General features: G+C 48.4%; 10 protein-coding genes. 7 read left to right on the forward strand and 3 right to left on the reverse strand.

Annotated elements, in window-relative coordinates; translation table 11 throughout:
- The first annotated feature begins 368 nt into the window (after positions 1-368).
- Both AC27N8_RS12645 and AC27N8_RS12650 read left to right on the forward strand, forming a co-directional pair.
- Positions 369-1,286: a class I SAM-dependent methyltransferase gene (locus tag AC27N8_RS12645; protein WP_487067496.1), complete on the forward strand. Its 918-nt coding sequence runs from the start codon at positions 369-371 to the stop codon at positions 1,284-1,286.
- Between the two features lie 263 nt (positions 1,287-1,549).
- Positions 1,550-2,113, forward strand: a complete 564-nt coding sequence (locus AC27N8_RS12650; protein WP_487067498.1) for a DNA-3-methyladenine glycosylase I — start codon at positions 1,550-1,552, stop codon at positions 2,111-2,113.
- A gap of 94 nt (positions 2,114-2,207) precedes the next feature.
- Here AC27N8_RS12650 and AC27N8_RS12655 read toward each other — a convergent pair whose 3' ends face one another.
- Positions 2,208-4,124: a tetratricopeptide repeat protein gene (locus AC27N8_RS12655; protein WP_487067500.1), complete on the reverse strand. Its 1,917-nt coding sequence runs from the start codon at positions 4,122-4,124 to the stop codon at positions 2,208-2,210.
- Positions 4,125-4,536: 412 nt separating this feature from the next.
- Between AC27N8_RS12655 and AC27N8_RS12660 the strand changes: the two genes are divergently transcribed.
- The 5 genes from AC27N8_RS12660 (at position 4,537) to AC27N8_RS12680 (ending at position 10,309) form a co-directional block, all read left to right on the forward strand.
- A complete protein-coding gene (locus AC27N8_RS12660) occupies positions 4,537-5,565 on the forward strand; it encodes a LacI family DNA-binding transcriptional regulator (protein WP_487067502.1) in 1,029 nt (342 codons plus the stop codon).
- Positions 5,566-5,947: 382 nt separating this feature from the next.
- Entirely contained in the window at positions 5,948-7,153 is a 1,206-nt protein-coding gene (locus AC27N8_RS12665; protein WP_487067504.1) for an extracellular solute-binding protein, read from the forward strand.
- Between the two features lie 175 nt (positions 7,154-7,328).
- Positions 7,329-8,486 (forward strand): ABC transporter ATP-binding protein, encoded by a 1,158-nt coding sequence (locus tag AC27N8_RS12670; RefSeq protein ID WP_487067506.1) that lies wholly within the window; start codon positions 7,329-7,331, stop codon positions 8,484-8,486.
- A gap of 5 nt (positions 8,487-8,491) precedes the next feature.
- Entirely contained in the window at positions 8,492-9,400 is a 909-nt protein-coding gene (locus AC27N8_RS12675) for an ABC transporter permease (RefSeq protein ID WP_487067508.1), read from the forward strand.
- Between the two features lie 3 nt (positions 9,401-9,403).
- Positions 9,404-10,309 (forward strand): ABC transporter permease, encoded by a 906-nt coding sequence (locus tag AC27N8_RS12680; protein ID WP_487067510.1) that lies wholly within the window; start codon positions 9,404-9,406, stop codon positions 10,307-10,309.
- Between the two features lie 118 nt (positions 10,310-10,427).
- On the opposite strand, the gene AC27N8_RS12685 is transcribed toward AC27N8_RS12680, so the two are convergent.
- Complete coding sequence (locus AC27N8_RS12685; RefSeq protein ID WP_487067512.1) at positions 10,428-11,516, reverse strand: Zn-dependent alcohol dehydrogenase; 1,089 nt, start codon at positions 11,514-11,516, stop codon at positions 10,428-10,430.
- A 219-nt stretch (positions 11,517-11,735) separates the two neighbouring features.
- Positions 11,736-13,619, reverse strand: coding sequence for a protein kinase domain-containing protein (locus AC27N8_RS12690; RefSeq protein WP_487067514.1), 1,884 nt, complete (start codon positions 13,617-13,619; stop codon positions 11,736-11,738).
- Positions 13,620-13,973: the final 354 nt, after the last annotated feature.

A 13,973-nucleotide genomic window follows, 5' to 3' on the forward strand; every position in this document is an offset into this window, starting at 1 on the left:
AGTTGTGCTATTTGAATTTTTGTGTATCTCTTTGGTTACGATTAGGCGATGGCCTTAGATCTGGCGGCTGAGGGGCGCAACAAGTAGCAAAGAGAAAGAGAATTTTAATAATATCTTTATATCTTTTGATTGATACATCTGTATAATAGAGGGAGCAGGATGAATAAATTGTCATTATTTGTGTGCTATTGAAATGTATAAAAACATGTATGTCTAATGAATGGCTCAAGTCAGCTCAGCTTGATGCCGCAACGTTGCGGTCTCAGGCTGAGCTGACTTGAGCCATTATTTGTATCCGAGACGACAACATATGGGCGACGACGCTATTTTTTATTAAATGTATCCTACTTGTAGGGAGGATGTCTATCGTGAGCTTTTTTCAACGTTTATTTGGTCTTCGTCCACGAACAGATACTGTGCCGGCACAGACCGATGCCTCCGAGCATCCCCGCGTGATAGCAGGCAATCGTTATCATCGCTCAGATATCCCTTATGCTCTGCCCACTGACCTGATGGAGGGAGATCGACTTAATCTTCAGCATTATCTCTTTCGTTATGCCCTTAAGGGTAACTATGCTGCTCCTGTCGACAAAGATGCCATTTCTGCTATCCTTGATGTTGGTAGTGGTACAGGTATCTGGGGACAGGAGATGGCGCAAGAGTTTCCTCAAGCACGGATAGTTGGCCTTGATTTAGAACCTGCTCAATCTCTTTCACGTTCATCCTCTATCATGATCCCGCCACCCAATTATCAGTACGTACAGGGTAATCTCTTTCAGGGTCTGCCTTTTCGGACCTCTTCCTTTGATTTTACCCATCAGCGTATGCTTGCTCTGGCTCTCCCCGCAAAATCATGGCCACAATGTCTGAGCGAACTTGTACGTGTGACACGTCCTGGTGGCTGGATCGAGCTCCTTGAGATAGGAGCTACCATTATTAATGCTGGACCGGCCTCGCTGAAGTTGCTGGAATGGGCGCAAAGGTTTCTGATCGCGCGTGGCATTGATGCTAAGCTTATGGAGGATCTGTCCATCATGGCCGAGAATGCAGGGATTAAACAGATTCATTCTCGCTATTTGGATCTGCCTGTTGGAACCTGGAATACACATGTTGGGGCTCTATTGGAGACTGATTGTCTGGCGGCCTATGGAGCACTCAAAGCAGGAGTGTGCTCGCAACTGAATGTTGCCCCCGACATCTATGATAACGTCTTGCAGGCTGCTCCCGAAGAGTGGAAAAAGAATCATGCCAGTTATCGCTTTTCGCTTGTCTATGGGCAGGCATAAGATTATTCTATTCCACTTTATTTTTCTCACTTCAACACAATCACTTTCATTGAAAGATTTTCTGCCGACGCTGACTAACTGCTCAAAGGAATATGTTTTATCTCTTCTATGAGCTGCTTCCTGCTTGACACCTCATTTACACGTAGGCATACTATAGAGAAAGACTATACTGGTCGGTGCTTGAGGCTGTTCAGCACATTCACGTGAGATGAACAGATTTGTACTAATAATGAAGATATGGCAATCTCATTAGTAAGGATATAATGAATATACAGAATGAAGTAAGATGTACCTGGGCAGAATCTAATGCTTTATTTATACCATATCATGATGAGGAGTGGGGCGTCCCCGTCCATGATGATCGCCTGCTGTTTGAGATGCTTAATCTGGAGGGCGCACAGGCAGGGCTGAGTTGGCTGACGGTCCTCAAGAAGCGTGAGAATTACCGCGCAGCGTTTGATAATTTCGATGCCGAGAAAATCTCTCACTACGACTCAGACAAGCAAGCAGCTCTCATGCAAAATGAAGGTATTATACGTAACCGTCTGAAGGTCAATGCCGTGGTTGAAAACGCCAAAGCGTTCCTGGAAGTTCAGCGGGAATTTGGCAGTTTTGATGCATATATCTGGCAGTTCGTGGGTGGGAAGCCTCTGATCAATGCTCAGGAACAGAACGCGCTGGCCAAAAGCGAGGTAATGAGTAAGGATTTGAAAAAACGTGGCTTTCGCTTCGTTGGCGCGACGATTTGTTACGCTTTTATGCAGGCTGTTGGGATGGTGGATGATCATGCTCCCGATTGTTTTCGGCGTACGACGGTTTTTCAGTAGCAGGCTGTATACATCAAGAAAAGAGGCACATCCAATCGTGGATGTGCCTCTTTTCTTGATGTAATGGCGTTGCGCATACACTGCTGACGCCGCTTTAGAATGAGCTTGTGACCTGTGAATTTGAAACATCACCTGCGTTGACTGCACATAGGGGACCGACTTGTGCGTTGTAGTATGGTTTTAAGGTCGTTTGTGAATAGATGAATTCGACATGCTCATAGGTGCCATCATTGGCATACCAGAGCAGGTTATACGTCCCCTGATTGACACCGGTGAAAGTAAAGTTCCCACTTCCGTCAATATCCGTCTTCATCGATGCGTTGTCCCAATGAGAGAATAATGCATCCTGGCTCATGCCACCCTCTAATCCCTGGGTCAGAGCCATCTGGCTGAAGGGGATGTTGGGCTCGACGTTGGTAAAATGTCCCTTGACGGTTTGCGGTGCGTTAAGAGCATCTTTCGCTGTTTTTCCCTCATTGGTATCTGCGAACTCTTTGTCCAGGCGCTGGTAGATCGGGATTGCGTCACTACAACTGGAGGCGCGGGTCTGTTGACCGTATCCCAGTAGCGATTTGGACATGTAGCTGTGCGATGTTTTGACTTCAGGCGCACTTGGGAATTGACTTTTGAGTGTGTCGAACGATGTGACTGCGGCGCTGTAACTTTTGTCCTGGAGCTGTGTTCTGCCAAGGTTATAGTAGGTTGTGGCGTCTGTGGTGCGTACCTGTGCGGCGTTGGGGGCATCGGGAAATTTGTTGAGCACAGTATCAAAGGCATGCACCGCGTTCTGATAGTCTTTTTGTTGAACGTAGGATTGGCCTAGATCATCATAGGCGGTAGCGTCCAGATTGCCAACCTTCGATTTACAATCAGCTGTGCAGTACGAGAGCTGTAAAATAGTGTCATAGCTATTGGTGGCCTGGCTATAATTTTTGTCTTGCATACTTTGCTGCGCAGGTGCCAGACGAGAATTGATATCGCCATCCTGGGCACGCTTGAGTTGAGTCGCTGTTTCTGGACTGTTATATTGGGTGATGACGGTGAGGAATTTTTGCGAGGCATCACCATGATGTCCCTGCTTATCCAACGCTAATCCCCATGATGTATATGTACGTGCCAGATTAACGCTTGTGGGTGCCTTCTCTCCTCCTTGTGTATACTCACTGATTGCTTGTGACCACTGTTGCTGATTCTCTAACGCTTGTCCCTGGCTTATGTGCAGAGTTGGCTGAAGCGCTTGCGCGATAAACGAGTAGAGAAATAAGAGTAGAATACAGGCGATTGAGATGACTTGTTGACGCGTGCGTGTCGGATTGAGTGTCGAGTTTATCCCATCGATATAACGGACGATCAGCGCGATGACAAGGGCAATGCCGATGATCAGTGCTGCATATGATGCATGCAAAGATCCAGCCGCCCAGTCACTGCCAGTTAGATGAAGCACGATCATTAGTACCACAATTAGTGCAAGGCCTCCCCAGAATGCCCAGAGTGGTAATGGCTTTGCCAGCCTTCCCGGATTTTTAGGTTGTCTGGGAGGACGTTGTGGCTGCGGAGGCTGCATATAGTTTGGCTGTGGGTTATTATTAGGATTTGTATAAGGATTATAATTTGGTTGATAGTTAGGACTCGCGGGCTGAAAAGGTCCAGCTGGATAGTTGGGATTTGAGGGCTGAGATGGTCCAGCTGGATAATTGGGAACCGTGGGCTGAAAAGGCCCAGATGGATAGTTATAGTTTGATTGCTGAAAAGGCCCGGGTGGATAGTTGGGGGCAGAGGGATTATGCGGTGTCGCTGGTGGGAACGGTCCCGATGGATAGTTAGGCGCAGAAGGATTATTGGGTGCTGCCGGTGGGAATGGTCCTGATGCGTAATTCGGGACAGATGGCTGAATGGTTGGATTTTCACTGACGGTTGGATTTTCGTTGAAGGAAGCATCCATGGCAGCATTAGGTTGTGCCTGGGGGGTCATCGGTGGCTTCTCTTCGTTTTGTGAGAAGTCATTTTCCATTGTAGAGTACCTCCATCGGTATATTTTATATAAGAGAGCATATGGATCAACATTATTAACTGATCTGATGTATACGTCACAAATATACTTAGCCCTACTATAAGTAACGCTGTCGGAGTGACATTATTAACTGATCTGATATATATGTTATACGTCACAAGGATACTTAACCCTACTATAAGTAACGCTGTTGAGGTGACATTTTACAATATATATATTTGATTTGCTGGCTTGGTAGAGGAGATCAAGAAATGCATACCTTCCCTCTTTATTATACAATCAAATGAGGGTACATCAATGCTTACCGGAAGAGTTCCGGTGTTCACTGCTGTATGGCTGGCATTTCTTCATTGACAAATGATGAAATGTATACTATCATTTTCATGAAATATGACAGGTAAAAGAACATATAATGACGGCAAAATTAATCGATGTGGCACGTATCGCAGGCGTCTCTCCGACGACGGTCTCGCGTGTCATGAACAACACTGCTCCTGTGAACGAGAGGACGCGTGCTCGCGTGCTTGCGGTTGTCGCTGAATTGGGCTATAAAGTTTCGACGACCATTCCGAGCTCGGTAAGCGTCGGGCACCGTATGGTGGCTCTGGTGATTAGTGATATTCGAAATCCTTTTTTTCCAGAGATTGTGCGGGGAGTGGAAGATGGGGCGGGTACAAATGGTCTGACCATGATCCTCTGTAATACCAGCGAAGACCCATTGCGCGAGTCTCAGGCGCTTAGTTCTCTGGCTATGCAGCCCGTTGATGGGATTATTGTCTGTGCTTCACGTATCTCGAATACTGCTCTGATCGCTCTGTATGAGCAAAACAAAATTCCTTTGGTGGTGATTAATCGTAATCTTAATCATCCCGCGATTCCCTGTATCCTCGTTGACTTTGAAAATGCTGCTTATCGTTCAGCACAGCATCTGCTGCAATTAAAGCACCAGCGAATTGCCTATCTTGCCGGCAATAGTATCTCAAGTCCCTCGTTGCAAAGAAGACGGGGGATCGAGAAGGCTTTACAGGAAGCTAGTCTCGACCTGCCTTCCGAATGGTGTCCTACAAGTTTCCCTAACGTTGAAGGTGGCTTTCAAGCGATGAGCTCACTGCTGACGCTACCGAGCGTAGAAAAACCTACGGCTGTGATTGCTTATAACGATATTATGGCTTTAGGAGCGCTGCATGCCATTCGCACCTACGGCTTGCGTGTTCCAGATGATATTTCCGTGGTGGGATGCGATGGTATCTCTATGGCGGCCCACTCAAATCCGCCTCTGACAACGATTGAGCAGCCTAAATATCGTATGGGGCAACTGGCGATACAGACATTGCGACAAATCATGGATGGGCGCAATACACCCAGTAATGGGTATACACTGCTAGAAAGTCCACTGATCGTGCGCGAATCCACTGGTCTATTGTCTTCTCAGCGAGGATAGCTGCTTGACAGGCTCTTTCTTCTATGGTACCTTTTTAGAAAATATATGGAAATATTTTCTGAAAATGGTGTGAATTACCATCAATTGGGAAAATGATACTCCAGACCATATATTTTCTGCCATATGCTTGTGTATAATACACGTGTGACTAAACAAGAAAGGTGTTTTGTTAAGAAACATTCAAGGGCTGTCTATGGCTTCACCTTCCCGTGCAGTATCCTACCGACGGATCGGAAAAGAAACAGTCCAGATACAGTCCCCTTCTATTGATTCTACTCGTGACACCTAACACGTTTTGCGGTAATACATTAGGAATACGTAATGTACCTACTATTACATTTGCTTATCGTCAAGATAGTACTCATCAAGGAAGAAGTACAAGATGTTTAGAGCAAAAACACTGGCAAGGTATCCCGCCCACTATCTGATATTTTTGTTTGTTCTTGTTGTCGCTGCTGCCTGTGGTTCTAGTAGTCCGACGACCAAGGGGAGCAGTAGCCCGATCGTCTTGCAGGTTGTCGATGCTGGAGGCTATTCAGCACAGGTACAGCCCATGTTGAAAGCGTTCCAAAAGGCTCATCCAGAACTTGTATCGAAGATTGTGTATCCTGCTCGTATCCAGGCTCCTCAGCTGCCTGGCAAGCTGAAAGCCGAAGAAGATGCTGGCCATGTGCAGGATAATCTGATTATTACTGGATATGACGGTTTATCCAGCGCTACTCAGCAAGGACTGGTTGAAAAATTAACTCCCACACACTCTGACTCCTTCCCGAACCTCGATAGCAATTATCTTCCCGCTGCCAAAGCTTACACCGATCTGGCCCAGGGCTATGGATTGGTGTTTACCTATACGCCAAGTGGACCCGTGTTTGAATATAATCCAGCCAAGGTTCCTAATCCGCCCACCACAATCGAGGAATTGCAGACCTGGATTAAAGCTCATCCGGGACAATTCCTGTATGCTCGACCCTCAAACTCCGGTCCTGGACGTACCATGTTGATGGGTCTACCCTACTTGCTTGGTGATAAGGACCCACAAGATCCAACCCATGGCTGGGATAAAACCTGGGCATTTCTTAAAGATGCTGGTTCAGGTATCGATTCGTATCCTACGCGTACCGGTGACACGATGAGCGAACTCGCCAAAGGACAGGTATCCATTATTGCGAGCACACTGGGTTGGGACATCAATCCACGCTTCCTCCAGCAAGTCCCCGCAGGTGATAAGACGTTTGTCCTGAAAAATACGACGATGGTGGCTGATGCTGCTTTTATGATGATGCCCAAAGGCTTGGATCAAGCACATCAGAAGGTGATTCTGGCTGTGATGGCCTGGATGCTTAAGCCAGATCAGCAGGCGTTTAACTACGATTCAGGCTACTTCTATCCAGGACCTGCCGTAAAGGGTGTAAGTATATCCATGGCTCCGGCTGCCAGTCAGCAAGTCATTTCGCAGTATGGACGATCCTCATATGACCAACTCATCACGCAGGTGCCGATTACATTACCGCTAAAGACAGATCAGTTAGTACTGGCATTTAGCAAGTGGGATAAAGATATTGGAAGCGGTAAGTATAAGGCTTCTTAATGCCTGTGCTCGCAATGTCGGTAGATGTTCCTCTAGCATGAAGGTGTATTCCCTTTAGCTGTAAGCTCGTTCAACGGTCACAATAATCAAGCGGGGCTGCCGGTTTGATTGCTTGATGCTCTCTGAACGGGCTTATCGCATGCGGGGAAAGGCCACATTGGATCGAAGTTGGATCATGATGATGAAAAAAATTGAGAAACTTGAGATCAAGGGAATAGTGCGTCGTTTCGGAAATACTACTGCCTTGTATGACTTCACTCTGGATATTAAAGGCGGTCAGTTTATTACTCTCCTGGGACCAAGCGGCTGTGGCAAGTCGACGGCTCTGAATTGCCTGGCAGGCTTGCTGGATCTGAGCGATGGAGAGATTATCCTGAATGGCACGCCGATACAGCATTTGCCTGCGGAGAAACGCGGCTTCGGGATGGTTTTTCAGAACTATGCCCTTTTTCCGCATCTGAATGCACAGCGCAACGTGAGCTATGGACTTGAGATTCGCGGCGTTCCAAAGGCCGAGCGCGAGAGGCGTGTCAAGCGAGCGCTTGAGCAGGTTCATCTGGACGATTTTGGGAAGCGTTATCCCTCAGAGATGAGCGGAGGTCAACAGCAGCGTCTGGCGATTGCACGCACGATCGTTTTAGAGCCAGCTATGCTCCTTTTGGATGAGCCGCTCTCGAATCTGGATGCCAATCTACGCAATGAGTTGCGCATTGAGATCAAGCGCCTCCATAATGAGCTTGGCCTGACAACTCTCTATGTTACACACGATCAGTCTGAAGCGATGTCTCTCTCTGATCTTGTCGTGGTAATGCAGTTAGGACACATAGAACAGATTGGGACGCCGCAGGACATTTATAATAATCCTAAAAGTCTATTTGTCGCGAAGTTTATGGGCTATCTCAATCAATTTTCGGCCACTATTCTGGATAAGGATGGAGATCTCTGGCAGATAGAAGCTCCCAATGGGATCAAATTGAGCGCTCGCTCGACTGCCGAGGAGAGTACGCGTTGGAAAGTAGGTCAGCGCATCCTGGCGTGTAGCCGACCAGACGAAACGACCTCTGATCCACTACCGGATATAAATCGTCTGCAAGGTCGTGTGAAGCTTATCGAATATATGGGACGGTCATACGAGTCGATTGTGCAGGTGGACGGTGTGAACAATCTGCAATTGTTGGTGCATAGCGCTCATATCCCTGAGAGTGGTGCTGTCGTCGAGTTTGGCGTGCAACCCGAGCGCCTCTTGCTTTTTTCTGATCCTGATGTGCATGCTGCTAGTTCCACTCTCAATGCTAATCCCGCTGAAGTCGCTACCCATAAAGCAGAGAGGTAAATGGCATGGCAGAAGTGATGCATCCTGCGACAACGCCCAGAGTTGTGAGATTCGGGATAGACTATGTGGCTATTTTATTATCGCTCCCAGCAGTCGTTTTGATTCTGGGACTGTTCTTTTATCCGCTGCTGAATGGATTGGCAACCAGTTTGCATGCGACGGAGAACTCAACTGCACTGAGTCTGACCAATTATATCCAGTTTTTTAGTGATCCTGATCAGGTTGCGGCGATCTGGGTAACTTTCCAGGTTGCGTTGCCTGTCACTCTCTTTAGCGTTCTGGTCAGCATTCCGCTGGCATACTATATGCGCGGCGGTATCAAATTTGAGCGCCTGCTGACAATCGTATTGATCCTGCCGATTACCCTGGGCAATGTGCTGGTGGCTCAGTCGATGCTGGACTATTTTTCACCAACTGGATGGTTCAATCGTATCCTGCTTGGGGCACATCTTATTTCGCAGCCATTGCTCTTTTTACATCACTGGCTGGCGGTCGAAATTGCATTGTTTATTCAAGGCTTTCCCTTTACATTCTTACTCATTCTTGGCTACATGTCTGCTATCAGTCCCGATCTGGATCGTGCGAGTCGCATGCTGGGTGCAAATGCGCGACAGACATTCTGGCGTGTGGTGTTGCCTCTTTCACTCCCAGGGATTGCAGTGGCTTTTTGCTTGAATTTTGTTGCGAACTTCAGTGTCTTTCCTACGGCGAACCTTGTTGGAGAGCCATCGCATGAGACGCGTGTGCTGGCGATTTCTGCCTACGAGACAGCGTTTACAAATTATAATATCCCGCTAGGAACGGCTATTGCTTTGATTATGGGTGTGATTGAGCTTGTGGTAATTGTACTCGTCTTATGGCTCCAGGCCAAAACGGCGCGTGGAGCGACTATCAGCGGTGGAAAAGGAGCGTAAGCTATGGGGACTGACGCTTTTCAGGAGATGATGGATACAACCTCTGATGCTTTACTTCAATCTGCGCCGCCCAAAAAACGACCGATCCGGCGCAGAAAAAACATCTGGGGGACAGTCATCTTCTATGTAGCCATTGGCCTGTTTGTGCTGAATCTCTTTGGCATGGTTGGAACGGTGCTGATTGGTTCGCTGGGCCAGCAATGGTTTGATAGCTGGCTCCCACAAGGATTATTTACAACGCAATGGTATGCGTATGAGTTTAGCGATCATGACATTGGACAACTGCTTTCAAATACGTTGATCGTTTCTCTTGGTGCCACTTTGCTGGCTCTTCTGCTGGGATTCCCGGCTGCCTATGTTTTGGCTCGCAGGAAATTTCGTTATAAAGGCATTCTGATGGGTTTTTATCTTCTGCCCATGCTTATTCCTCCGCTGGCGTATGGCATCCCTCTGGCAACGATCCTGCTGCGCTATCTGGGAGGAGATCTTCCGAGCGTTGTCCTGGTCAATGTGATACCAACATTGCCCTTCGTGATACTTGTGCTTGAGCCTTTTATCGAGCAAGTAGACACGTCATTAGAATCTGCCAGCCAGATGCTCGGCGCTAATCGGCTGCAAACCTTCTTGCGCATCGTGCTGCCCCTAATTATTCCCGGTTTACTCACCGCAGGTGTTCTGACTATCGTACGCGTTATGGCGATGTTTGAGCTTACTTATCTGGTGGCCAATGCCGATGCCCAGACGATGGTTGTAACGCTCTATGGCGATGCTTTTGCTTCTGGTATGCGGCCCGAACAGGCTATCAATGCGATGGCGGTCGTGTATATGCTCACCACTATGACAGTCCTTGTGATTGCCCTCATATTTGTCAAGCCAACGCAATTTGTCGTGCGCTTGAAGGGCCAATAAAAAATAAAGGTTTTATCGTTTTTACACTCAAACGATAAAACCTTTAGACTGCTAGCGTTAGTCGTTTGTCATATCCTCGATCGTCCCGTAATGGAGAGAGTCTCACGTAGCTGTATGCTTATTCCTCTCCAATTATAATGACGTTGCGTAGCGCATCACCACGTTCCATCGTTTCGATGGCCGTGTTGATCTGGCTGAGCGGATAACGTTCGGTGATGAGTTCATCTAATTTTAGGCGTCCCCGGAGATAAAGTTTAGCTAGCCAGGGAACGTCGATGGTGAGACGTGATGATCCCATATAACTTCCAAGCATGCGTTGTCCTCTGGAGACAAGATCATAGGCACTTATCTGAGCCAGAGCGTCGCGTTGCGGTAGTCCGACGACGACGGCTGTCCCTCCCGTGCGTAGCAGTGATAATCCCTGAGCGATTGCCTGGGTACTGCCTACGGTGATCAGCACATAGTCCGCACCACGTCCAGCAGTGAGGTCGCGCACCGCCTGGCGTGCGTCTTCGTCGGCTGCATTGATCGTTGCGGTGGCTCCAAAGATGATCGCAGTGGCTAATTTATGGTCTAAAATATCGAGCGCGATGATCTGGCTGGCTCCAGCAAGCACTGCTCCCTGGACGGCGTTGAGTCCGACTCCGCCGGTTCCAATGACTACGACGTTTGAGCCAGGACGCACCTGCGCGGTGTTGATGACTGCTCCTACTCCGGTGATGACTCCACAGGCCAGTAATGCGGCGCGATCCAGGGGTATCTCGGCGGGGACGCGTACCAGTTGCGATTGGTCGACGATAGTCTCTTCGGCAAAGGCCGCTGTGTTGAGTCCGTGTAGCAACGCCTGCCCTTGTTGATTATGAAGGCGACTTTCTACTCCAATCGCAAATGTGCCCTCGCATAGATGTGTGGCTCCGGAAACGCATTGGATGCATCGTCCACATGAGCGCAACAGTGAGACGGCGACGCGATCGCCTGGCTGAACGGTTTGGACTCCATCTCCTACCTCTTCGACGATGCCCGCTGCCTCGTGTCCCACCACGATAGGTAAGCGTCCTTTCCAATCCCCACGAATGCGATGGACGTCGCTGTGACAGACGGCGACCGCTTTAATGCTGACACGGACTTCTCCATGTTGTGGCGCATCAAGTTGTACGTCCTCGACGCTGAGTGGCTGACCATATGCATAGCAGATTGCGGCTTTCATTGACGCTCCTCTTTGCTCGATGAACCCACTTCTAGCAGCGATAGTGGGCATGACGTTTATGCTTCCTTTTGGCATTATATCATGCTTAATTGCTGATTCCCCACAGAGATCAAGCCAGCTGACGTAGCAGTGTGGTCGAAAAGGGATTTCTCCCTATCTTCGTCGTATTGATGCAAGCGTCCGATGCTACTTTTTGTCGCGATGAACCTTGACAGGGTATTACACGGTAATGGTGCCGTCGCTATTTACTTTGATGGTGACTGCTGTCAATGGTGTGGTGGCTGGTCCTTTCAGTACGGCAAAGTTTTTGGCTGGATCGAATATTGCTCCATGGCGTGGGCAGATGAGCGTGCCTGATGCGCTATCATAATTGACTGGAACTCCTTCGTGTGTGCAGGCTCGTTCTCCTGCGACGAAGGTTCCATCCGCCAGGCGAATGAGTAGGCTCTGATTGTTGTCGGCTGGATTGTTGAATTCCTTTGAAGAATTTTTGGCCAGCGTTGTTGCTCCTATGACTGTTCCTGTATGCGTGGCCGGTGGTGCGCTTTTTGTGGTCGCTTTGGCCTGAGGAGCCTTGGTAGCTTTTTGTGCAGGTGCGGTGCTTTTCTGAGCGACTGTAGTGGTTTTTTGTGTCGGAGCCATCTGGGCTGTCTGATTCAGGTGGAGTGCGTTGGCAATATTCATTCTCTCAAAAAATCCTAGTCCGGCTACCGTGACGCTTCCCGCTACCAGGAAGGCGACTACTTTACGACGCCCGGATTTAGAGGCAGATTTCCCTTTTTGTTTGGCAGGTGAGACGGATGCTGTTTTCTGACTCCTCTGTTTGTCAGGGGCAACGGATGCAGTCTTTTGGCTTTGCTGTTTACGATTTGATGCGGGCTGTGCTTCGAGTCTGGCTGAGGAGGCCGACCACATATCAAAAGGATCTCCTCCGATGACTTTGGCACTCGGTGGCTGGGCACTGCTGGAGAGTCGATGAAATGCCATCGTGTGTCCTTCCGGTGATGGCTCGGTTGGTTGTGGCTGGCGCGGTTGCGCGGACATTCTGGCCGACGCTGGCTCGATCGATGAGAGGTAGCTCATCGTGGTTGTTGGCACTCCATGGTTCGAGATGTCGACAGGCGTTTCTTCGGCGAACCAGTCGACTGTCGGTGGAAGGGTTGCATCTGTCTGGTTCACGCCGGCGAGGCTATCTCCAATTCTTTCTTTGACCTCCTGATCTTGCAAGGCTTGTTCCAGAGCCTGGGTCAGTTCATTCACCGTTTGAAAACGTTGGGATGGATGCTGTTGTAGGGCTTTCTGTATGACACGATCTAATCTGATTGGAGCTTGAGGGAATACGGTACGTAGCGATGGAATAGGACTTTGGAGGCGCTGTATCACGACTTCAACTTTGTCCGTTCCAGTAAATGGACGCGTTCCCGTGAGCATTTCGAACAAAATAATTCCAAGTGAGTAGATGTCACTACGTATATCCACTGGCTCGCTGCGGGCACATTCGGGGGCCAGATATTCAGGTGCGCCTAGAAATGTCTCTGCTATGCTGTAGAGATGTGCATAGGGATGGTTGCTACGCTCGATGCCATACATTTCTAGAATTGGCCTCAGACCAATCCCTCCCAATTGTACCGTTTGGAAGTTGTCGACGAGCAGGCTGGTCGGATTCAATAATCCGTGGACAACTCCATGATTATGGATATAATCAAGTCCCACGCTTACCTGTTTGAGGACGTTTAAGGTTTGCTGTGGCGTAAATAGAGGCTGCTGCTTCATGATCTGGGCCAGAGAGCGCCCTTTCACAAAGGACGAGACGATGTATGGATAAGATGCATACTGACCATAGGTGTGAAGCGGGAGGATATGTGGGTGACGTAGCTTGATCAGTTTCTGACCCTCTTGCTGGAAGCGTGTCCAGAAGGCGTTGCGTGCCTGCTCGGGGAAATTTCCTGGCAGGGAGAATAACGTGATCATAACAGACTGATTTTGTCCGTTTTTTCTAGCAATGTAGACGGTTCCTAGCGTCCCGTGATTGAGCAGTCGCTCGATCTGGTAGTCGCCCAGCATGGTGCCAACGAGGTTATTGACAGGTAAAACTGTTTGCATACGTGCATCTCTCGCTTTCTTTGATCCGACTAAAGCGGTGATCAAAATGGAATATCTTACATCCAAGGACATCGAGATATGTCGCGATCGAGCGAATTACGCTATGGCCCTGGCGCACAAATGTGTTACGACACGTTTGTTATCGGAATGTATCCGGCTGTTTTGTAACTATTTTATGTTGAATGTAACGGAGATGCATTGCTGGCGTCAATTGAAATTTCAATATGTAGGACTTGTGGGTGTAAAAAGGATATTCGTGGTTAAGATTATTCAGATGTGTTCACGATGTCTCATACTAAATTTCTTTATTGCATAAAATAAGCCGAAAAAACGTCCAAAAATGGTAAAAATCGG

This window comes from Dictyobacter sp. Z7_2 (assembly GCF_057551105.1).